This window comes from Phaeodactylibacter xiamenensis (genome assembly GCF_965229835.1).
Lineage (GTDB): Bacteria > Bacteroidota > Bacteroidia > Chitinophagales > Saprospiraceae > Phaeodactylibacter > Phaeodactylibacter xiamenensis.
Genome location: NZ_OZ245931.1, coordinates 7,791,556 through 7,814,361 on the forward strand (window position 1 = coordinate 7,791,556; position 22,806 = coordinate 7,814,361).

The 22,806-nt window shown below is 52.8% G+C and carries 15 protein-coding genes; 6 read left to right on the forward strand and 9 right to left on the reverse strand.

Annotated elements, in window-relative coordinates; translation table 11 throughout:
• The first annotated feature begins 187 nt into the window (after nucleotides 1-187).
• The gene (locus tag ACO08I_RS29705; protein ID WP_421948022.1) at nucleotides 188-1,087 is read left to right on the forward strand and encodes a glycosyltransferase family 2 protein; all 900 of its coding nucleotides are present in this window, start codon (nucleotides 188-190) and stop codon (nucleotides 1,085-1,087) included.
• Between the two features lies 1 nt (nucleotide 1,088).
• Here the strand turns inward: ACO08I_RS29705 and ACO08I_RS29710 are convergent, their stop codons facing one another.
• From ACO08I_RS29710 to ACO08I_RS29720, 3 genes are all read right to left on the reverse strand, one after another.
• Nucleotides 1,089-1,949, reverse strand: a complete 861-nt coding sequence (locus ACO08I_RS29710; protein WP_421948023.1) for a DUF6438 domain-containing protein — start codon at nucleotides 1,947-1,949, stop codon at nucleotides 1,089-1,091.
• A gap of 209 nt (nucleotides 1,950-2,158) precedes the next feature.
• Nucleotides 2,159-3,328, reverse strand: a complete 1,170-nt coding sequence (locus ACO08I_RS29715; protein WP_421948024.1) for a zinc-dependent metalloprotease — start codon at nucleotides 3,326-3,328, stop codon at nucleotides 2,159-2,161.
• A 4-nt stretch (nucleotides 3,329-3,332) separates the two neighbouring features.
• On the reverse strand, nucleotides 3,333-4,322 hold the full coding sequence (locus ACO08I_RS29720; RefSeq protein WP_052516249.1) for an OmpA family protein: 990 nt from the start codon (nucleotides 4,320-4,322) through the stop codon (nucleotides 3,333-3,335).
• A gap of 174 nt (nucleotides 4,323-4,496) precedes the next feature.
• Here ACO08I_RS29720 and ACO08I_RS29725 point away from each other — a divergent pair, with 174 nt between their 5' ends.
• The 3 genes from ACO08I_RS29725 (at nucleotide 4,497) to ACO08I_RS29735 (ending at nucleotide 6,281) form a co-directional block, all read left to right on the forward strand.
• Complete coding sequence (locus tag ACO08I_RS29725) at nucleotides 4,497-5,102, forward strand: cohesin domain-containing protein (RefSeq protein ID WP_421948025.1); 606 nt, start codon at nucleotides 4,497-4,499, stop codon at nucleotides 5,100-5,102.
• A gap of 101 nt (nucleotides 5,103-5,203) precedes the next feature.
• Nucleotides 5,204-6,070, forward strand: a complete 867-nt coding sequence (locus ACO08I_RS29730) for a S24 family peptidase (protein WP_282774177.1) — start codon at nucleotides 5,204-5,206, stop codon at nucleotides 6,068-6,070.
• Nucleotides 6,051-6,281 (forward strand): hypothetical protein, encoded by a 231-nt coding sequence (locus ACO08I_RS29735; RefSeq protein ID WP_421948026.1) that lies wholly within the window; start codon nucleotides 6,051-6,053, stop codon nucleotides 6,279-6,281. Before ACO08I_RS29730 ends, ACO08I_RS29735 begins: the two co-directional genes overlap by 20 nt.
• A gap of 135 nt (nucleotides 6,282-6,416) precedes the next feature.
• Here ACO08I_RS29735 and accC read toward each other — a convergent pair whose 3' ends face one another.
• On the reverse strand, nucleotides 6,417-7,883 hold the full coding sequence (gene accC / locus ACO08I_RS29740) for an acetyl-CoA carboxylase biotin carboxylase subunit (RefSeq protein ID WP_282774180.1): 1,467 nt from the start codon (nucleotides 7,881-7,883) through the stop codon (nucleotides 6,417-6,419).
• A 417-nt stretch (nucleotides 7,884-8,300) separates the two neighbouring features.
• Between accC and ACO08I_RS29745 the strand changes: the two genes are divergently transcribed.
• Complete coding sequence (locus tag ACO08I_RS29745; protein ID WP_421948027.1) at nucleotides 8,301-9,446, forward strand: tyrosine-type recombinase/integrase; 1,146 nt, start codon at nucleotides 8,301-8,303, stop codon at nucleotides 9,444-9,446.
• Nucleotides 9,447-9,460: 14 nt separating this feature from the next.
• On the forward strand, nucleotides 9,461-9,742 hold the full coding sequence (locus ACO08I_RS29750) for a helix-turn-helix domain-containing protein (protein WP_044225273.1): 282 nt from the start codon (nucleotides 9,461-9,463) through the stop codon (nucleotides 9,740-9,742).
• Between the two features lie 14 nt (nucleotides 9,743-9,756).
• Here ACO08I_RS29750 and ACO08I_RS29755 read toward each other — a convergent pair whose 3' ends face one another.
• From ACO08I_RS29755 to ACO08I_RS29775, 5 genes are read right to left on the reverse strand one after another with little or no spacing between them, the layout of a single operon-like run.
• Complete coding sequence (locus ACO08I_RS29755) at nucleotides 9,757-13,950, reverse strand: zeta toxin family protein (RefSeq protein ID WP_421948028.1); 4,194 nt, start codon at nucleotides 13,948-13,950, stop codon at nucleotides 9,757-9,759.
• A 13-nt stretch (nucleotides 13,951-13,963) separates the two neighbouring features.
• On the reverse strand, nucleotides 13,964-18,100 hold the full coding sequence (locus tag ACO08I_RS29760) for a helicase-related protein (protein ID WP_421948029.1): 4,137 nt from the start codon (nucleotides 18,098-18,100) through the stop codon (nucleotides 13,964-13,966).
• Between the two features lies 1 nt (nucleotide 18,101).
• Nucleotides 18,102-21,755, reverse strand: a complete 3,654-nt coding sequence (locus ACO08I_RS29765) for a hypothetical protein (RefSeq protein WP_421948030.1) — start codon at nucleotides 21,753-21,755, stop codon at nucleotides 18,102-18,104.
• Nucleotides 21,755-21,994: a hypothetical protein gene (locus ACO08I_RS29770; protein ID WP_421948031.1), complete on the reverse strand. Its 240-nt coding sequence runs from the start codon at nucleotides 21,992-21,994 to the stop codon at nucleotides 21,755-21,757. The genes ACO08I_RS29765 and ACO08I_RS29770 overlap by 1 nt, the downstream gene beginning before the upstream one ends.
• The gene (locus ACO08I_RS29775) at nucleotides 21,994-22,806 is read right to left on the reverse strand and encodes an Eco57I restriction-modification methylase domain-containing protein (RefSeq protein WP_421948032.1); all 813 of its coding nucleotides are present in this window, start codon (nucleotides 22,804-22,806) and stop codon (nucleotides 21,994-21,996) included. Before ACO08I_RS29775 ends, ACO08I_RS29770 begins: the two co-directional genes overlap by 1 nt.

The window sequence follows — 22,806 nt, forward strand, 5'->3', positions numbered from 1 at the left end:
ATATCGTAGCAGGCCACTTTCCAGCGTTTATGCCGGCATCAAGTTGGTTTGCTGTGGCAAACCACTTTATCGTCGGTATAGTGATAGCAAGTGACCCCGTTTAAAGTTACAAAATATTATGGCGATCCGGGAAAAGGAGTTGGTTTAAAAAATACCTAAGTTTGAGCGACCATAACCCAATGTTCCTATGCCAGCTTCCGGGCTTTCTATACTGATTCCTGTTTACAACTATGACGTGCGGCCGTTGGTGGAGGCTTTGCGCCAACAGGCTGATGCCTTGGAATGGGCCGTGGAAATCCTTTGTTGGGACGATGCGTCCCTTCCTGAATTTCAAAACATAAACGCTCCCCTTGGGCAGTTGCCGGGCGTCACTTATCGGCTGATGCCTGAAAACCTGGGGCGCTCCCGTATACGAAACCGCCTGGCGGAAGCGGCGCGGTACGACTATTTGTTGTTTATGGATGGCGACTCTGAGGTCACCCGGGCGGATTACCTGGAGCAGTACCAGTCGCACTGCACCCCTGGCCGTTTGCTCTACGGTGGGCGGATTTACCAGCCGGAGCCTCCGGAATCACCTCGGCTCAGATTTCATTGGCACTATGGCAGGTCACGGGAAGTGCAGCGCGCAGAAGCGCGGCAAAAACAGCCCTACCACAGCTTTATGACCAATAATTTTCTCATCCCCAAAGCTTTGTTTGCCCCGATACAGTTCGATGAGCGCTTGTTGCAGTACGGGCATGAGGATACACTCTTTGGCCTGGAGCTGCAGCGGCGGGGCATTCCTATTTTGCACCTCGATAACCCGCTGATCCACGCCGGGCTGGAGCCGGCAGAGACATTTCTGCGCAAATCCGAACAGGCCATTGAGAACCTGGCATTTCTGTATCAGGAGGGCAGCCTGAGGGAGACCCGCCTGCTCCGCGCTTACGAACGTCTTGATGCCTGGAAAGCGGCGCGACCGGCCTGCTATCTGCTGGATCAGGCCCGGCCCCTGCTCAAGCAGCACCTTCTAAACGCCAAAACCCCCAACCTGCGGGCTTTCGACCTTTACAAGCTGGGGGTGCTGCTTAACTATTTGTGCAATTAATTTATTGCTGTTTGCCGGATTTAGGGGTATTGGATTTTCCCTTGCTTTGGGTACCGGCATCAGAAGCGGGAGCCGCCTCCTTAGTAGTAGCGCTTTCCTCCGCCTCCTTTTCCTCTTCCAGGTTGTCGTAGATTTTTTTGTTGAACTCTGCGCTAATGACCTCTTCGTCATTACGCACCTGTTCCAGCATCTGATCCGGCGTGATAGTCTCATCATCGTAGGAGAAAATCCAGTACCCGGTATCGTTGAGAGACCGCAGGAAAGTCATGTCGGTCTGTGTGTACTTTTTCGCCCATTCTTCCGGGTCCGTCTCTTCGCCCAGTTCGACCAGCAGCTGATCAGGGATTAGGAAGTCCGGCACTTGTTCTTCCGGTGCTTCTTTAAGGATCCAGCCCTCCCTTTGTGCGATTTGATCGAGTTGGGACTCCAGCCATTTGACCGCATTAGGCCGGATTTCCTTTCCGGTCACCGTTTTCTTCTTGCCATTCTGATGGTAGGAGATTGTGACGCTCTGCATATCCGGGATACGCCCCCGGTAGCTATCGCGGAACTGCCAGAAGTTGGCCCGGTCAAATTCGCCCAGGATGCGTTCCATTTCAGATTTTTCCAGTTTTCTGACGAAGGTGCCCAGCCGGTCGGTATAGCGTTCTCCCTTGTAACTGGCAATGCCATTTTCGTAGATGGTCAGGGTGAATACCGGACAGCGTCCGTAGCAGGGCCCTTTGCTCATTTCAATGAGGGGGTCGAGCTTACTCAGTGAAGCCGAAGCCGGGGAGCCGCAACTGTGGAGCATGGTCAGGACCGCACCGAAAAAAAGCAGGAAGCCCAGATTCCTGGGGGGAACGAGAGGATTGATACTCATCAGGAAACGAAGGTTTGGTTTAAGCAGTGGATAATGGCAGCACAGCTCCGCTTGCGGGGTGTGCCGGTGGATAGAAACCGGAATGGCCGGGCAGGTACAACTTCTTGTATGGAATGCTCGCCACCCATTTCTTCAGTCCTATCACACGGATTCACTGCCATAATACAACAATTCTGGTTGGTTACAGCTACTGGCCACCGCCATCGTTCTCACCGGGCAATAATAAGCTTTTTGACGTGCATTTTATTCCCATACCGGATTTTTATATAATAATTTCCGGCATAAAAGCCCGCAACACTGAGCTCCGCTTCGGGGCCTGCGGCTTCAACCTGCTGTACTAAACGGCCGGCAAGGTCAAAAATTGCAAGCTGTGCCAGTTCATTTCCAGGCAGGCGGATTCGAAGATGGTCTCTGGCGGGATTCCCAATTATAGAGACCTCTGACGAAGAGGTGCCCGTTGTTTGGATGGAAACAGGCGTGCAGGAGCCTTGCAGCAGCCCGGGGCGGTAGGACTGCAGGGTGCTCAGCACGCGCGCTTTTTGGCCGGGTGTGAACAGGGACATACAAGCGTCCTGCGTGAAATTCATGAAGTTCATAAACATATCCGGTGAGCCGCAGGAAAACGGGGGCAGGGTAGGGCAGGTACCTTGGTAGGTGTCGGCCTGAAGTGGGGTGTCGGCAATGCCATCGTCCTGATCACAGTTGAAATTGTTGGCATTGGGGCCCCAGAGGTGCTGCAGATTGAAGTAGTGGCCGAGCTCGTGCGTACAGGTACGCCCCAGGTGAAAAGGGGGGCTTACAGTGCCGGTCGTGCCAAAGGCATCAGGCCGGATGTACAGCCCGTCTTCAGCGGGCGTTTCCTGTCCCTCTTCCGGAAAAGTGGCGGAGCCTAGTGCGCCATCGTTCCGGCCAGCCACCCAAATGTTCAGGTACCGGTCGGGGTCGAAGCCGTCTCTGCCACCCAGGTCTGTATAGCAAAGGCGCCGCTTGCCGTTGGAAAAGGTATTGGTGATGCCCGCCACCGGTGTGTAAGTGCGGGTGATGGCAACGAGGCAGAATTCCAGCTCCAGGTCACTGACAAGCTCATCGAAGAGGGGGTGGACAAATGGGACTTCCACATTCAGGCTTCGGAAGTCCTGATTCAGGACCTCAATCTGTGATACGACCTGTTCGTCGGAAATATTTTCTTCAGCGGTATGCCAGACTACGTGCACAGCCACGGGTATGACAACAGGCTCCCGTATTGGCACGATGGCTCCACTGTTTCTCAAGGGGCTGTTGTGGGTGTTCAGCGCACAGCGTGGCTGAGCTTGAGCTAGCGCAACTACGCTGCTCAATAGAGTGTAAATCAGTAGAAAACGCGCAGTGACAGGAAACATAGTTTTAATTGCTCAACAGCTCGTATACCTCGTCAAGCTTTGGCGAAATGACGATTTCTGTACGGCGGTTTTGTGCTTTTCCGGCAGCAGTATTATTGGTCGCCACCGGCATGTTTTCGCCCCGGCCGGCAGCGGTAAGCCGCTGTGGGGATACCCCAAACTGAGTCAGAATTTGGGTGACGGCAACAGCCCGGTCCACGCTGAGGTTCCAGTTCGCCAGTTCACTGCCATCTGAATCGGTATGCCCTTCGACGAGGATGTCAATGTCCGGGTTGTTCTTTAGTGCCCCGGCCAGTTGGCGCAGGGCTTCCTTGCCAGAGGGGTCAATACGGGTACTGCCGCTTGGGAAGAGCAGCTCAGCGCTAAGAGAAACATAAAGCTTGCCGCCCCGGTCTTCCACGCTAAGCCCGCGGGAGGAGAACTGCCCGACAATATCATCCAGGCTGGCCCGAACGCCCTGCATGTTATCCTCCTTGAGGTTGAGCATTTCCTCCAGCTCCTGAATACGGATATTCCGGTCCTGAAGGGTGCCTTTCATCGCGGTATAGTCGTACTCCATGGTATTGAGGCGGTTGGCTTTTTGGTAAAGCTCGTATTCCAGTCCTTCGAGGCGTTCTCTGTCCTTGTCCAGATTTTGTTGCTGTTGGGTGAGCTGCCGCTGCAGGGCTACCTTTTCATAGGAGGCGGTCTCGTCAAGCTCATTGCGCTCTTCGAGGATGCGGTCCATACGCTGAAGCAGGTCCTGATAGCTGCGGTTCAGGCTTTTATTGGTCACAACGTACTCCTCCAGCTCAAGGCGGGTATTACGGACCTCAATTTCCAGCTGCCTGGTTTCTTCAGCGAGTTTGTTGTACTCATTTTGTAGAGAATCCGTGGACTGGGCTTCCTGCTCGTAGAAGGCTTTGAGCTCTTCCATTTCCTGATACTCCTTCTTGGTCACACAGCTGGACAGCAGCGCAACAAATAAAATGGCAATTGGAAAAAGGGGCTTCATGCTGCAAATTTTTTGTGCAATGTACCAAATTTTGTGAAATCACAGAAACACCTGTTCTTAACGTATCTCTCCAATGGTCTAGTTTGCAGGCGGTGATTTATTTCAGCCGGATTGATTCGTGATTTTTTGCAATACCAAAGGTAAGCCCATTAACTTTGCAGAAAAAATAATCCAATGACCATCCGTTTAATCTTCTTACTGCCTGTCTTTTTCATGTTGTGGAGCTGCCAGAGCGATGCCTCCGGTTCCACTGCTGATCAGCAATCCGAAACGAATCAGCCGGCAACTTCAGCAACTGTTGTGCCTGATGAGAAAGAGGCCCGCCCGCAGCCTTCGCTTTATCAGCCCCCGCAGAGTACGGAAGTCCTTTTTTTGAGCATCGACGATCAAACGGTTGCTGCCGGGGAAACGGTCTGCACGCCGGTACGCGCCAGGGGCTTCAACAGCCTTTTGTCCATGCAGTATACCGTGGCATGGAACCCGGATGTGCTTACCTTCAAGGGGCTAAAGGACTTTGGGCTGCCTTATCTGACCATCCAAAACTTCGGTACAACCCGGGTACAGGAAGGCGTGATGCCGGTGGCCTGGATCGATAATGCGCTCAAAGGTGTGACGGTAAGTGCGGGGAACCCGCTCTACACGGTTTGTTTTGAAGCAAAGGCGAGTGGGCAATCAAGCCCGGTGCAGATTATTGATCAGCCTACTGCTATCGAAGTGGTCAATCTGGGGGAGAAACTGGTAGGGCTGGACAGTGAGCCGGGCACGATTGCAGTACAGTAATGACAGTATTTTGAGTATAGGTGTCACTTATTTGGTAAACTTACCCGCGTTACTACTCATTTTATGGACAGAAATTTTATTTTTGTTAGAAATCATAACCTATGAGTAATATCGTTACCCAGCGTTTCGTCAAGTGCCACGATAAACTGAAGGCGGAAAACCAAGTTCGGTCCAGCCGTCAGTTTGCCTTGTCGCTTGATTATTTGCCTCAAAGCCTGAGCGAAATTCTGAAGGGCCGGCGCGACGTAACGATAGAGCTGCTGCGTAAAGCCGTGGAACAGTATAAGATCAATCCGGTCTATATCTACACCGGTGAGGGCCCCATGTTCATGAGTGAGGAAGGTGATAAAAGTTTCCGGGTACTGACTATCGTGACCAACTCCAATGAGGAGGAGCGCATTGTGCATGTGCCCGTACCGGCGCAGGCAGGTTATGCTGCCGAGATGACCGACCCCACCTTCATTCAGGAACTGCCGCATTTCACGCTGCCGGATTACAAGTACAAAATTGGAACTCACCGGTCTTTTGATGTAGCGGGCGATAGCATGGAGCCCACGCTGTTTGAAGGGGACAAGGTCATTTGCAGCTACCTGGAGCCCACCCTCTGGGAATCCGGAGTCAAGGACAGCTACGTTTATGTAGTCGTTACCCGGGGCGATGTGGTGGTGAAGCGGGCGTTCAACCATCTGAAAGAGAAGCAAAGCCTGGAGCTGCATTCTGATAACAACTTCTACGAACCTTACCACCTCAACCTGGGCGATATTCGGGAAATCTGGTATGTGCGGGCGAAAATCAGCCCTTTCCTGCCTTCCCCGCAAAACATCAAGCGCTACCTTCACGATGAAATGAAGGACCTCAAGCAAACCATCCAAAATCAGTCCAGGCTTATCAACAACCTCAACGATACGGTGGAGCGTTTGTTGAATAATAAATCAACCACCGAGCCACATGAAAAACATCAGGATTAAAGGGACCATCAAACACGTGAAGCTGGAAGGCGGCTTCTGGGGCATTGTAGCCGATGACGGGCGGGAGTACCGGCCTGTCCAAATGCCCGAACAGCTCAAGCACGATGGGGAATCGGTCGAAGTGACACTCAAACCAGAGGAAGAGGAAATGTCCATCCACATGTGGGGGCAACCGGTTAAGGTCGTCTCTTTTCATACCCTGCACCCTTAAAACAACAAAAGAACCCGCCAGGATTGTAAAATCGAGGCGGGCACTTTGGTCCCGGTTCAATTTGTTCCGGGTAACGTGATGAAGGATTGTCGCTTTCAGGTGCGAAAAAGGCTTTTTAGCCCTTTCAACAAGCGACTATCGATTCTGCCATTCCGAATGATTCACTTCCGGAACGTTGAGCTGGATCTTGTTGCGTTCAAACAGGTATGCAGACAGCTTGGCTGCTACTTTTGCGGCACCTTCATTCCCCTTCTCAAGGGCTTCGGGCGTGAAGTAGTGCTTGACAAAGTGAGTGTCAAACTTTCCGCTTGTAAAGGCTTCGTGTTCGCAGACAAACTTACCGAACGGCAAAGTCGTTTCCACCCCTTCGATTTCATACATCTCAATGGCCTCGATCATGCGCTGAATGGCCGCATCGCGATTAACACCGTAGGTCACCAGCTTGGCAATCATCGGGTCATAATAGATCGGAATTTCCATGCCTTCTTCGTACCCATCGTCAAGGCGGATGTTATCTCCTTTTGGGCGGCGGTACCGGGATAAAGTACCAACGCTTGGGAGGAAGTTCTCCGCCGGGTCTTCGGCATACACCCTGAGTTCCAGGGCGTGGCCGGTAATGCTCAGGTCTTCCTGTTTGATCTGCAAAGGCTCGCCCCGTGCGATGAGGATCTGTTGTTCCACCAGGTCCACGCCGGTAATGAGCTCCGTGACCGGGTGTTCTACCTGCAGGCGGGTATTCATTTCCAGGAAGTAGTAGTTCATGTCGGCATCCATGAGGAACTCCACCGTGCCGGCTCCGGTGTAGTTACAGGAACGGGCCACATTGAGGGCATCATTGCCCATCTTCTCCCGCAGCTCCGGTGTCAGAATACAGGAAGGCGCTTCTTCCACTACCTTTTGGTGGCGGCGCTGAATGCTGCACTCCCGTTCAAAGAAGTGGATGTAGTTGCCGTGTTCATCGGCCAGTACCTGAATTTCGATGTGGCGGGGCGAAGTCACATATTTTTCAACAAATACCGAGCCATCGCCAAAAGCAGAAGTCGCTTCGCTAATGGCCCGCTTCATCTGGTCTTCAAATTCATCCGGATTTTCAACAATCCGCATCCCCTTGCCACCACCACCGGCGGAGGCCTTGATCAGTACGGGGAATCCAATCTCTTTAGCTACTTTTTTGGCTTCGTCAATATCCGTAATGGCGTGGTCCAGCCCGGGCACCATAGGGATATCGTAGGCTTTCACCGCATCTTTGGCGGCCAGTTTGCTGCCCATGACTTCAATAGCGTGAGGCCCCGGTCCAATGAATTTGATGCCGGCATCTTCGGCAGCCTGAGAGAATTTTGCGTTCTCGCTCAGGAAGCCGTAGCCCGGGTGTATGCCATCTACATTCAGGGACTTGGCAACATCAAGGATTTTATCAATCAGGAGGTAAGATTGAGCGGACGCCGGAGGGCCGATGCATACCGCTTCGTCAGCGAATTTGACATGAGGCGCGTGCCGGTCTGCTTCAGAGTAAACAGCAACGGTACGTATACCCATTTTCTTTGCGGTCCGCATGACACGTAGTGCGATTTCGCCCCGGTTGGCGACAAGGATTTTCTTCATTGGTTTTAGCTTTTTTGTTGGACAGCTCTGAGAATTGCGAGCTGCTCGTTCTGTTTTCCTGCGGGAAAATAGTTATAATTCATGAATTCCCGTACAGGTGGAATAGCTTTAATCCTTACCTATACCGAAAACTAGGTGTAAATCTTCATTAGATAAAACCTCATATAAGGCAATTTTTAAGGATTTAATATAAACTTTAAAATATTGCTTTTTAAAACTCTGTATTACAGGGTATTAAATAAAATTTGTTATTTTAAATATTTTCCTTAGTTTTGTAATGCAAATAGCACTTGCAAATACACAAATTATAATTCACTCTGATTACAAAAGAGTAACAGACCTTTCTTTTGCTTGTTTTTGGTGTTTTTTATTTATTTTTGGTCAGCACTTTTTTAAGACATTTTTAAGCAAAAGATAGTGACAATTCGGACTGTTCTGTGGGGCCAACCGCGAAAGGATGGCACGGCTGCTGTCAAGGTATATGTTAACCTTAATGGGGTAGTGCGATATTTTATGGTTGATGGTATTTATATCGAATCAAAGTTCTGGGATAAGAACAAGCAAGTCGTAAAGTCTAAACACCCCAACGCAAGGCTTTATAATGCAAAGATCAGAGCCAGGAAAATAGCTCTTGAAGAACACTTCCTTAATGGGGGGACGTTTGAAAACTTTTTGAAATCTTCAAAAAGCAAGCTATTGACCGAAGCGCTTGAAGAATATATCACTTTGAACAAAGGTGAATATTCTGCTGGTACTGCAAAAGCTTATCGGAATACTATAAGCCGAGTCAGGCAGTTTGAAAAACACTACTCCATCAAATCATATATCAAGGATATTGACGAAAAATGGGTTGCTGATTTCGTCACCTATATGAAGAAGATGGGGTTTGTTAAGGCTACAACTGCTTATCATTTAGGTCGAGTTAAGAAGGCAATTATGCACCAGCGGGTTGATAATCCACATGTAGAGAAAATCAAGCATAAACAGGGCAGAGCTCGCCCAAAGCCTTTTTTAACCCCTAACGAAATTGCACAAATCGAAAAAACCCCAGATTCTGAGCTGTCAAAGGCTCAGTATATTGTAAGAGACTTCTTTTTGCTTGCCTACTACCTTTTGCTTAGAGATAGCGATGTGACGGCTATTTCAAAATCAAATTTCATTGAGAAAAACAGCAAAGTGTTTTACGTAGGAACGAACAAAAAGACTAAAACACAGGTGATTGTGCCTGTAAGTGCCAAGGCAAAAACAATCTTAAAAAGATACGATTATGATTGCTCGCGGTACACTAACAGCTATCGCAACAAGTGCATAAGGCGTGTTGCTGAGATAGCAGGAATTAGCACCCTTGTCGAGGATGGGGATGAGCTTGTTCCAAAATGGAAATTAGTAAGTATGCACACTGCACGAAGAAGCGCCGCAACGAATTTGGATATGCAGGGAATGAGCCAGCATGGAATAAAGATGCTAGGGGGGTGGAAAAACCTTGCCAGCTTAGCTGTCTATTTTCGCTCCGGCAACATGGATATTGCTGAAAAAGCTCAGAAGTTTGATCATTTTAAATAAGCACCTTCCTGATTATGAACAAAGGCATTATTACTGCAATTGAGAAGGCTGAAACACTGACAGAAATTATTGTCAGTCTCATGATTACCGGCTACAAAAACAAAGGCTTTTCAAGCCGGGAAGTCGCTGAGAAACTGGGTATCCACAAGTCTGGTATGAGCAGGATCAAAAACGGGAAATACCAACTGGATCTGTCACGGTTTCTGATTATTTGTGCTATGACTGGTCAAAACCCGATAGAGCTAATGAAAAGGGCCGAAGCATTATTTACTTCGACCCACGAAAAGCATGTATGAAAAAAACGATATGATTAAGCGGCTGCTTTGCGCAGCTCTTCGGCCACCCGGGCGAGTGCATCACTATATGCCTCGCCTTTTTTTCTACGCTTTTTGGTTTCTGCATGGAGGTAGATGACGTACTTTGGTACACCTACTTTAGTCTTCGCCAGGTTGCCGCAGGTGTCGACCTCCTTTTTGTAGCGTTCGCGCTGTTCGGTTGTGCAGTTGCCTTTCATGCGGCATTTAGCAAGCTCTGAGTGCAAGGCAGCGCATTTCCGGTATTTCCGCTCTCCCTTGGTGGTGTAAGCTGCCTGCAACTGGCTTTTGCTTACTACGCTCCGGTAGCTGCCCTGGGGTGGCGTGTCGATCTTGGTCAGGCGGTAAGAGTCGATACAGAGGCTGTACCACTTTTCGGCTTCTTTTTTGCCTTTTGCGCTCCAATCTCGGACTTTGACTATAATCTTGCCTTTGTCTGCTTCCGCACGTAGCTCATAGATGCCCTCAATCTCGCGAGTTTTCTTCCACTGCTTTGTGTCGAAAATGTCCGACCAGACCATAGTGTTCTCATCGACCATCTTCATGATCTTAGCAACCTTTTGAGCGGTGGTCAGCTCTTCGGCTGTGCAGCTCCCCTCAGGCGCGGCTTTGTCGGGTGCTTTTGGGGCCGGTTTGGAGGCAGCCTTAGGTGTGGCTGACTGTTTATCTGCCTTGGGCGCATCCGGCTGTTTGGTTGCCTTGGTGGTGTCCATCTTCTTCTCCGTCAGGTACTGTTTGAGTGCCTTAGGGTCTTTCAGCACCGGGTCGATCTTCTTCATGGCCGCCTGATCGCCTTTGTCTGCCTGATTGGCCAGGAGCATCAGCGCGCCCAGCTTTTCGGCATCGTCTTTGCCTTCCTTATAAAGGGTGTGGTTGGCTTTGGCGATCTTCTTCACCCGCTCGGTCTTAGCTTGTATCTCCACCGGTGAGCCTTTATAGACGACATTCCAGTGGTAGGCGCGGTAGCCCGCCTGTGGCTTTTTGTAGTAATCATCGAATTCCAGGACTTCGCCCAGCTTCCCGGCATTGACCTTGTCTTTGAAATCTTCCAGGCTTTTCTGGTCCGGGAAGACGACCATGGTGCCGATGACATCTGTTAAGCCCTTTTTGCCGGCCAGCCGCTTACGGCGGAGCTTGTTGATGATGGAGTAGGGCGTTTTGGTACGGCTGAGGATATCCGTCTCGCCCTCTGCATGCTTTTTGAGGATCTCCACAAATTCATTTCGGGCAGTATCGTAATCCTTTCGGAAGTCGATGATCTTTTCGATCTCATCGGCCAGCTTGACCTCTTCCACGGTTGTCCCGTCGCCCGGCGTGTAGGGGTCGGGGTCGTCCACGTTCAGTACGCCGTCCCCATCGTAATCCCCGAAGACGCCCCGGTATTTTTCCAGCGCTTTGGGCAATGGCCGGTCATTGGGCTTGGGCGCGGTTTGGTGCTTCTCCTTCAGGTGTTTTTCGAGGGTGGTGTTTTCGATACACTTGCGCTTGAAGCTTGCCGCATTCATCACGTAGACCAGGTGTCCTTTATCGTCGAAGATCAGGTATTCCCCTTTCTGGGCGGTTACCGTTATGCTTTCCTTGCCGGTGCCTTTGAGCTGTACGGGCAAGTCTTTGTCTACCTTCAGGGCATACTCCTGGCAGTGGTTGAGCATGGGCATCAGCTTGGAGGTGTCCGCAGCGGTACGCCAGGAAAAGGAAGGCTTAGTGCCTGCTGAAGGCTCAGCGCCTGTGCTTTTTCTCAAATTGGAAAGATCGTCCGGGTTATGCAATACCTTGCCGATAGTAACGATGCCCTCATCGTACTCATACCCTCCGCCCCGGATTTCGGTTTTCAGGTCATCCACAGACTGTATTACAGGAACCGGGCCGCCCTCTTGTTTGAGCCTGTCCAGCCACTTTGCGGCTTTGAAGTCCAATTCGACCGCCCACTGGCCTAAATCCTTCGCTGTTTTAACGACAAGGCCCTTGTCGAACTCGATTGACAGTGTATCGTATTCATAGTAATCTTCTTCCTTGTCTACGAAACTGAGTACCCCGTAGGCTTTGATGCTTTCCGGGAGCGTGTACTCCGGGTAATCAATTTCCTCCTCAATAGACACCACACCATCCCATGACCAGCCCGGTTGCTGCACTTCTTTCAATAAGTCTTTTTCAGACTCGAAAGAGAGCTCGTTGTCTTCTATCCACTGTTCAATATCGAGCGAAGCCCGCACGGCTATGCCTTCGTCTTTATTGGACAGGGCTTTTTCTTTGGACAGGTAGAGGTCGGCATCTTCCAGATCATACTGCCCCGGCTCTCCCGGCTGGTCCATGACCAGAAAGACTTCCATAGAGGGAGGTGGCGTGAACCCTTTGGGCTTTTGGGCCGTGCTGCCTTTCGGCAAATGCACGCTGACGTAAGCCTCCGCATACTCTGACGCTTTTTTTGCCGTAAGCCCCATATCCTTCGCGCCCTGCTCCAGCTTGTCCATCAGCGCTTCGTACTCCTTTTGCTTCATGCCTTTGACCTGCGCTTTGCTGAGCCCCGGATGGGCTTTGTCCATGGCGGCGTAGTAGTCTTTTTTGTAGACCTTTTTGGCTTTTTTGCCAGGCTTGGGCTTGCTTGTTTTTTGGGACGGCTGATCGTCCAGCTTGCTGTAGTCCCGGTCGTCGGGGATTTCTGCCCCGCCCTTTTCCAGCACTTTTTGAGTTTTGCCGTCGATCAGCACGTAGCCGTCTACCATGCCCTTGAGCTCTTCAAAAGCCGTCAGCCCATTTTGAACGCCCTCTTCGATGACAAAACGGGGGACGTAGCGCCCGGACTTCTGATAGCGCCCCATTGCCCGTTCCAGGCTGGTCGCCTTATCGACTTTCAGGAACATGATGAACACCCGGTAGCCTTCCTTTTTGAGCACTTCGATGAGGGGCTTGTACTTTTTGGACTTGTTCATGGTGCCATCGTAAATGACATCATAGCTACAGCCGAACTTGCCCACTTTGCCGAGCAGGGTTTTGACGATATCCTGCGTTTCGTTGTGGGTCTGAGAAGCATTCCACCCTTCGTATTCCGGTAGTTTGGCTCGGATGTCGTCTGCATCAACTTTGAAGATGGCCGGGTTGTCCATCCAGTCTTTGTTGTTGCGGATGTAGGTCGACTTGCCGGAGCCTGGCAGCCCGCCGGTCAGTATGGCGATGGGGGCTTCGCGGCGGATGCAGGTGTTGCCTTCGACTTCTTCCTTGATGATCTTATCGTGCAGCTTTTTCCGCTCATCGGTGTACTCCCCGTACTCCGAGTGCAGGTCTTTGGTCTGCGGCAGCTTTTCCAGGTGCGCCTCCAGGGCGTCCAGGGCTTGGCTGTCAATACGGCGGTTACCTTTTTCATCCACCGGGGGCATGCTTTCGGAACGCTCTTCAAAGAAGCCACGGGGGCGTGCGCGGATCTCCGCTTCAGTTGGTGCATGGGTATGATAGTAAGGCTCGCCGTCGTTTTTCCAAAGCTTGGCCTCCCGGTCGTAGTATTCCAGGAAGGTGAGCTTGTGCCCATCGTCTCTTTGGTGGCGGGTAGAAATGGCAAGGGGCACATCATCGACAACGAGGTAGACTTTATGCTCTCTGCCTTTTACATCGACGATTTTGTCGCCTTTCATGTAGGGCAGGGAATCCGGGAGCTTTGTGCGTTCCCTCTCCCGGTTCTGCATGTACTGCCGGAACTCACGGTTGACATTAGCCAGCCCCTCTTTTTCCTCCGGGTTAGGCGTCTTGGCTTTCACCCACTGCGGTGCGCGGGCGAGCAGTTCCTGTATTCTTTTATCCTGCCCGGGGAATTCGATATCGCCTTCGCCTACTTTTTCGTAAGTGGCAAGCTTGCCCTCAGCTGGTTTGGGCAGCATAATGTAATACCGCCCGTCTACGTACCGTTCGGGGTGGTCCCAGTCCACCCGCACTTCTTCCCCTTCCCTGACCCAGTTCCAGCGCAGGGTGCCCCCGTAGCCTTGCTGTGCCGGGTAGTCCTTTTTCAATGCCGCGAGGATCTGCTCGTCGTAGTCCTCCCACTCGGACAGGGCTTCTTTGTAGTCTTCAGAACCGGGCTGTGCGATATCGAGTATTTCCTCGAAGTCCCGCATGGCTTCAAAGTTTTCCTGGTATTTCTGGGGCAGGCTTTCGGTGTCCATGCCCATCGTTTTGATGTACGCTTGTGCCTTAGATTTCATAGCTGTTCAAGTTTTAGGCTGCGAGCTGCAGCAGTTTTAGTTTTTTGCGTTTTCTGGCTTTGGCCAGTAGTATCCTTGTCTTAGCATTAGCCATTTGCGGCAACTCTTTTTGCACGCCGCCCATCTGCCGGGCTTGCAGGCGTTTTTGCTGAGTTGCGTTGTTCGGGGACAGCTCCGCCTCAAGGGCCAGCTCTACATAAGAACTTTGTTTGACCAGGTAGTAAAACTTCCCATTGCTGCCCCGGTAAGCCTTCTCAACACGGGCTTTTTTACCGGCATAGCCTACGGTTTCTCCTGCCCGGTACAGCGCATCCGCCGCTTCACCGGCGATGCTTTCCTGAGGCTCTTCCACGCGCAGGTCATCGAGCAGGTAATTGAGCTGTGCGAACTGTGCCACCCGCGCTTCGATAGAAGCCGCAGCGATGCCCTCTGCTTCTTTTTTCAGCCTGATCTCTTCGGCTCTTTCCTGCAGGCGCTCTGCCTTGAGCAAGCCCTCCTTTTCTTTTTTCTTCTGTTCTTTTTCTGCCTGGAGCTGCTCAACCGCTTGTTTGATGGCCTCTTCGGAGTCGTCCAGCCCTTTGGGCTTGAGGATTTCCACCACGGCCCGGTTGTACTTCGCTACGCTCTTTTTCCAGTTGGAGTACCAATAAGGGGGCGTTACCCCGGCAGGCCTGATCCAGGCATCTTCGTAGGGGTTGCGGTAGTAATGGCTGATTTTATAGCCCCGCTCTACCTCTTCGCGCAGCGTTTCTACCAGCCGCCCATCTTTGAGCTTTTTGGCGCGCAGGATATAGGAAACCTGCCGCCGCATCTCGTCGGGGCCTTGCGCTGCGCCCTCCGGCAGGCCGCGGTAGTAGCTTACCGCCTCTGCAACCTCTTCCAAACGGTTGAATGCCTGATAGCGGTCGTTGCGCAGCCCTTCCAGGGTGGTGAGCTGGGAATCAATGGCAACGATCTCGTCTTCCAGTTCCAGGCTGCGCTCTTTGGCTTCCAGCTCCGCGATACGGAAGGGGTCTTTGATCAGGACGTACTTAAGCTCTGCCGGGTCAAAGTCGCGGGTGTCCAGCGTACTCTGGTTGTTATCGAAGTCCCAAATGGCATTGATGCGGGCAGTTTTCTCTTCCAGTTTTTGGAACATGAAGATGTCCATGCTGTCCTCCATGAGCGGGTTGACGATGCGCACGCTGCGGTGGATGTTGCCCTGCCGCCACAGCCGGCCTTCGAGCTGATTGACGTCCGTGGGGTTCCAGGGCAGCTCCAGGATGTAAAGGCAGGAGGCATAGCGCTGAAGGTTGATGCCTTCGCGTATGGTGGCGCTGCCGATGAGCACTTTGCAGCGGAACTCGTGGGGGATGTCTTCATAATCGCGTGTTACCGGGTTGAAACGGCGGCCCAGGAAGGCATTTTGTACCGTCTGCTTGTCCTTGAAGCCCATCTTTTTCATACGGCTTTCACTAACGATGATGCCCACCTCATGCGGCTGGAAGCCTACTTTTTCGATCAGGTAGTCGCGCAGCAGGGGGAAAAACTCCACGCCCATATTGCTGTAGATGATCTGCCCGGACATAGGCGAGCCCTGCTGCTCATGGTAGGCTTTTACGCTACGGATGCAGCCGGTGATGAACTCCAGCTTTGCTGAGCTTTCTATGAAGGCTTTGGGGGAGCCGGGGTTCTTCGTTTCCTCATCGCACTCCAAAATGTAGGGCGAGAAGGCTACTTTTCTGGCCATGCCTGCCGCACGGAGCATGCGCACGCCGCCCCCGTTGTCGTCTGAGTCCACCTTGGCGTTTTGGCAAGCCTGGTTCACGCTAATCTGCCCGGCAGCGTAGGCCAGGATGCTGTCCATGCGTTCTTTTTGGTAGGCGTTGAATGGCAGCACCGTTTCAATCGTCTCGTCCCCGCCGAGCCTGATCTCCATGCCGTTGACCACCTTGCGGCGCAGGGGCAGGACGATCTTGTTGGGCCGCTTGAGGTTTTTGGTCGACTGCTTGTACAGAAAAAAGCGCCGGATGATGGACTGAAGGGCATCGAGGTTGGAAAAGCCCACGAACACATCCTTGAACTCCGGGTTGAGGGCAATGGTGAAGACCAGCTCATTGGAGGTGTTGACAAACTGGTCGAAGAACTGCTTGAGGTTCTTCAGCTGCAGCTCCTGCAAATAGCGCAGCCCCACCAGGCTGATCATGGAGTAAATTTCCATGGGCGAGTTGGTAAACGGCGTGGCGGTCAGCAGCAGGACGTTGCCGGTGGGGTTCACCTTTTGGACGTACTGCGCGATCATAAAGGTTTTGAGCCCCATAGCCGAGGGCTCCCCGGAGCTGATATCGTAGCGCTTGATGCGCTTTTCGTTGTCCAGGTTCTCCTCCTCCTCGGCCTTGACGGTAGTGAAGATCTTCTTGGCGCTGTGCGCTTCGTCCACCACCATCATGTCGAGCCCCATGCGGTCGATATTGGCCCGGGCGCCCATCTGCGATACGCCGATCAGCCCCCCGACCTTGTTTTTGAGGCGCTCGTAGGCTTTATCGGCCGCTTTGCCCGTTGCCAGGTGGTCCTCCTGGTCAAGAATGGACATCAGCTCCCCGAAGAAGTTCAGTTCCTGCATATCGTCCAGCCCCACCCGCTTGAAGCCCTGATAGGTCAGGAAAGTGATAGAGCCTTCGGGCATGGGCCCCTCCTCCGGGATATTTTCAAGGTAATCTTCGCTGAGGTTGTACAGGTCATTTTGGGGGATGTGCGGCAGTATGCCCCTGCACTCGCCCATGAACTGTTTGTAGACCTGATTGGGCAGCACAAAGAAGGGCCGCTTGCACCAGCCGTTTTCGAGGAACTGGGCGGCGATGAAAATAGCGCACCAGGTCTTGCCCAGCCCCACGCCGTAGGCCAGGCAGCCCGCGCCCCTGATCTGGGCGAAAGCCACGGCCTCCCGCTTTTCCGGGCGGATGTCCATTTCCATGCCGTTGTAGATGCGGGCCATGGTAAAGCCGATGGGTACCTGGTCTAAGTCTACCGGCACTTCGCTATTGTAGCGCTCGTTCCAGATGCGCTCAATGGCTTGCCGGTCTTCATCGGTGATGGCTTTGGCCAGGAAGTCCGAGAACAGGCGGATGCCCTCCTGCTGGGCAGCGGACTTGTTGCGCTTGAACTCCTGCACGTCCTCCTTTTTCCCGCGCTTGCGGCTTTCCAGGTAGAGCTCCTTGATGGAACGCCAGGTCAGCCCGCGCCGGATGCCCAGCTCCCGGGCATTCTCGCTCATCCACAGCACGAACGCGCCCTGCAGGGAGATTGGCTCTTTGAGCTCCTGCTGTATGCCTCTTTGCAAAGCACGGCTGTAGTCGATCTGCCCGTTCTGCCGGATTTTGGCTTTGAGCCGGACTTCGCCTTTCAGGTGCCTGATGGTGTATTTTTTGGCCAGGTTGCTAACGGGCTTGATGATCAGCCGGTCCTCCATCCGCTCGGCATCAAGGCGCTTGCGGCGCAGCGTAACCCGGTTCCACACCTGGCCAAGGGCGGCAGACTGCTGCTCAAAGATGGCTTTGCCGTCTTTCATGCTTTCAATCTTCGGCTGGTCCTGGCCGAGCATCTCGCGGCGCTCGGCGATATTGCCGGACAGGTAAATAAAGGCTGGCAGGAAACCATCATCAAACCAGTACACGAGCTCTTGTTTGGCCCACTCCAGGGGCACCACTTTTTTGGACAGAGCAGCCGGGTTGTAGTATTTCTTCCACCCGCCTTCCATAGCGCGGCCCAGCACCTTAGTTTGGTACCAGACAAAGACTTCCTTTTGGGCATCCGTCAGGTGTTTGTTGTACAGCTGGTCGATCTCATCAAAGGTGATCAAATCCAGCTCGCCGGCTTTGGCCTGATTGCGGGCGCTTTGCTCTTTTTTGGAAACTTTCAGGGCACGGCGGACATTGCCGCTTTGCACTACTCTGAGCCTTGCTGCATCTGTATCGCTATGCTCGCTGGAGATATGGGGCGAGAGCATATTAGCCGCTTCATAAGCTACGCCCGGGATGCGCATCACGTCTTCCATCGTGCCCCGGTACTTTGTGACGTTGTCAGAGAAGCGCCCGGTGGCTTGGTAGGGCGTGCCGAGTATCTTTTCCGGGTTCCGGATATACCAGTTGTCGTTAATGATTGCTTCTATCATGCTATGCCAATTTTAGGAGTTGGAGCTTCTTTTTCTTTTTGGCTTTTGCCAGCAGCAGCTTGGCAGAGGCCTCTTTGGGCGAAGGCTTCAGGCTGACCGCTATATGCCCCCATGTTTCCCAGTCAATAGGGTCGAATTGAGAAATCCAGGAGTCGGTGACTTCAAAGCCTTCTGACCTTAGCCTTGCTCTAAGTTGCTCAAAAGCATCTCTGACTTGCACGTGCCGTTTTTCATCGGAATTCCGCTCATGAAACTCCAGTTGGAAACGGTCAGGCGCTTCGGGGTTAGGCACGTGAAAAAATTCTACAGTATTTACGACGTAGCGCTCAAAGGGCTTCTTTACGGGCTCAACGGGCTCAAAAGGCTCCTCTTTGGCGAACATCTCCCGGCTGAGTTGCTGCAAATACTTGTAACCTTCTTCGCTGCGCTCATACTCATAGGATTGAAGCTGGCTCCTGCCGCGCCGGATTAGCTCTGCCCGGCTGACATCATCAAGGGGGCGGCCATATTCATATACTGCCCGCTGCCATATCTCATGGGCTACGGCTTGAGAAATGCCAAATTCGTCCATGAATATCTCTTCATAAGAAGTCATGACAGGGGGAGGGAGGATATCGCCTATATAGTTGATTTTGTAGTAAGCACGCCCGCAAATGAGGGTGTGTGAGCCCGCCAAAATTTCAATAGACGGCTTCCCGTTTTCTAATGCCCCGCCCTTCAGTTTATTGACAATCTCTTGTAACGGGCCATCAATTTCGTAATATACCCCGCCGTACCTTCGGGCGGCTTCGCAAACGGCTTTGTAATAGCCCTGCATGTAGGGGTTGCTGCCGGACGTAGCTTGCAGGCTTAAAATCCGGAAATCGCCTCCGGGCATCCGGCATTTATTCTCTCTTCCGCCGTGGTCAATAAGCTTCACTTGTATGCCGTGGGCCACAATGATTTCTGTCTTTTTTGGTATTCCGCTTTCCATAGATATCCGGTTAACTGGGCCGTAGCCCAGGCGGTTATTTAGTGATCCATTATTGCCGCTGCCTTCTTCCTGCCGCGCTGTGCCGTAGCCATAAAAATGGCCTTGGGGGTCAGCCTCCAGCATATATTGCCGGACTGCCTCTACCTGGTTGATGGCTTCTTTGTGGGTTTTAAAAGGGCCAAGAGCTAACCTTGGCATTTGCCCTTGGCCGTGCACAGAGACAAAGTAATCGCCGGGGCGGGTATCAGGAGTTATATCGTCGCCATACCGCTCATCTTTAGGTAGGTCAACTTTGCCGTCGAAATAGGCTTTAAAGGCTTCCTTGCTGTCGATCTGCTTCAGCTCGCTCAGCATGTGACGGGCTTCTTCCACCTTTTCGGGCGAGGTTATCCGGGGCAGGGTGTCTTCATAATACCGGAACGGCGCAGCAGCGTAATCTTTGTGCAGCCGCATCAGGAGGGAACGTGCTTCCTCCCGCAGGGCTTCGCCCTCTTCTTCCAGGCTGGAGAGCCTTTGGTTTTCTGTTCCGATCATTCCGTTGGCCTCCATTTCCACATAGTCCATTATGTAGTCGCGGATATGGTAGCCGGTACCGTTATATTTCCCATAATCAGGCAGGCCGGGGTTCAGGCCTTCCAGCGTTTCATCGAGTGCCGCTTTTAGGTCTTTTACAGTGAACTGCCCTTCAAATATCATGGGGGCCAGCGCGTGTACCATTTGTTTTTTGACCACTTCGTCTACCATCAGCCCCCTTGGCTCGCTATCCAGGTATCTCTGCAAAATATCCCATGCTTCCGATTGGAGCAATGCGCCAAACTTTTCGGTGAGCATATCCAAAAAATAGCGGTAAACGCGGTAGGTTTCTATAGCCTCCTCAGCCGGTTGCAGTCCAGTCTCATATTTATAGCTTTTGTTGTCCCCGAACCGCACGATGTAGGCGGGCGCTACCACGTTTTCATTATGCCCGTCAGTGACTGGCTTTATGATTTCGCCCTGCTTGCCGTTTTTGTCGATGACCTTATCGCCTGCTTTGTACTTTCTTTGCGCAGGCTTTGGCGGCTGCTCGCTTTCTATTAAATCATCTGCTTTTTTGAGCAGCCGTTTAGTCTTTTCCGACAATGGTTTTTTGGGCTTCAGCTCAGCCCCATCCTCTTCCGCGAGCTGGTAAACGAGTTCGTAGTCTTTGCTGTAATCCTTGTCGGTTGGCTTAATCAGCCGGGTGGCTTCGCCGTTGGACGGGTTGAGGTGGGCGATGCTCAGGTAGTCGCCGTTTTTGCGTTTTCGGCGGTCGGCATAGACCGTGCTGCCGCCCATGTTGCCGACGAAAAGCCAGTCGGGGTAGCGGCTTTTGGGCGGGTTGGGGGCGTTGGCATACGCTTCGATCAGCCGGGCTTCCTCTGCCGGTATGTGATCAATTACATAAGCCTGGAATGCTTCTTCAGGGGTGACGTTCTCGTCAGAAAACAGCGCTGCCCCGGTGTTGCGCCGCACGCTCTCATTGAATGCCTTAATTGCCCTTTTGAACTTGCGCTGCCCCTGGGACATCAAGCGGCTCAGGTAGACCGCCCGCGGGTGCCACTCCTTTTCTGAGAACAAGGCACCCTGATTGATAAACTGGTCGAAAGGGAGCCCGCTGGCTTTCATCTCGTTTAGGTACAGAATGGCATCGTTGATGTGGGGTATCAGGTTAGCGCTGCCGGGCAAAGTGCTGTTGCTGACCAGTACGGGCATGGCATATACCACCACCCGCCGGGCTTGCTTGATGCCGTCCCGCTCTGCGGCTTTCAGGGCCGCCTTTTCCAGCACTACGCCCGCCAGGACTGACTCTACGAGTTCTTTTCCGGCGTTTGTGAAGTAGCCCTCGTCATAATATTCGGGGACGGACTGCTCCGTGATGATGTTGCACTGCAGCAGGGCTTCGAGCATCTGTTTTTGGGCCGTCCGGTCGGCGTAGAAATCGCTCATGCGCTCGTGCTGGTCGAGCATAGCCGGGATGCGGGTTTGGCACAGCGGGTTTTCCCGCAGGCTGTTGCTGCGCTCAATGGTTTTGTCCACCGCCCGCTTGCCTTTCATCGTGCTTTGGTTGTACTTCGCAAGCTCTTGGGTCTGAAAAGCCGGGAAGCCGTAGTCGATCCGCACGAGCAAAGGCTGCCGGAAGTGGTAGGCATCGTTGTTGATGCTGAAATCGTCGCCCGTGGGCAGGTAGACCAGTTTGCCGTTCTGGCAATCTATCCTTTCGGTTTTGTCGGTGGTTGAAAAACCAAAGGCTTCCAGTTCTTCGCACAGCGCACCCACGTAGGCTTTGTAGTTCTCCGGGTGCCGGCTTGCCGCAAGCTTGGTGCTCATAGTGCGGTTGTTGCCGGAGACGACAATCCACTTCCCACCAATCTGCTGCCCGGCGACGATGGGGCTGCCCGATGGTGTCCTGCTCGTAGTCAGCAGGCGGTAAGGGTCAAGCCTGCGGGCATTGTCCCGCACCCGCTCCTGTGCCGCTGCGTCGTCCTCGTAGTTGCGGTCGTTCACGTTCTGCCCCTGCTCGTTTACCGGGTAGCCGGGAGTAGGCGCAAAGGTCTGCTCATTGTGGGAAGCCAGCACGCTGTCCAGCTCCACAATAGCGAACCGGGCATCGCGCTTCTCGCCGTTGGGCATGGAAAGGATGATCTTTTTGCCGAGTACGGTCATTAGTGCTCCATTAAATTGTCATTAAAGTCGCGCTCGATGTGGTCGATCGCCTCGGCAATGGTCATGCCTTCTTCTGCCACGTAGTTGACCACGAGCTGCACGATTTTCTCCCGCCCGCCGGGCTTGTTGATGAAGCTGCACACCTTTGGCGTGAAGGTGCCGGTCTCGTCTTCCTCGCACTGGTCCAGCTGCTCGTTGATAGCGATTTTCAGGTCGTTGAGTAGGTCTTGTGCGTCCATTATGCTGTATTTTTGGTGAAACAAACGATGTCGCTCAGTACGTCGGTGCGGTCGAACACACCGTTGGGCAGGCGGTAGGCGTCCGAGAGGGTGGCACGGGCCGCAATTTCTCCCTTTACCCGGCTGTTGCCCCGCTGAAGGAAGGGCACGGCGCCGTTGGCCACTTCCGACCCGATGATGTAGATCAGGATGCCGCCGGGCTTGAGCAAGTCGATCCCGCGCCGGATGAAGTATTCGTCGTATGACCGGGCTTTTGTATAACTCCTTTCGCCCATTTCCATATACCGCCCCCCTTTACCGCCTGTAATGCTTCCATAAGGCGGATTGCCAATGATTAAATCAAATACTGGTGCGGCCCTGTTTTTGATAGACAAATTGACTTCCTCATTAATGAATTGCTGTTCAAACAAGCCCTGAACAGCCCGGGCTTCGGGATAAAGAATGCGGAGAATAGCATAGCTATACTGCTGCGGCTCGATGGCGGTCACTACGGCATCCCGTTCCAGGTATTGCCGGGCGGGCACCTGAGCAAGGAATACCCCATTGCCCGCTGCCGGTTCCAGGACTTCGCCTCCTTTGAAACCAAGTTTTAGTGCCAAGCCCCACATCTTTTTGACGATAGGTATGGGGGTGAAAAACTCGTAGAGGATCCCCGCGTTCGATTCTTCCAAAAACTGGTCGAGCCCGCCGTAGCCGGAATACTGGCTAAGCATGGCTTTCTCATCAGCGGTGTACGCTGCCGGGTCGCTGCCCTTTTGGTCAATCAGGGCTTCGATCTGTCTATTGAGCTCGTAGGCTTGCCGGTTGGTCAT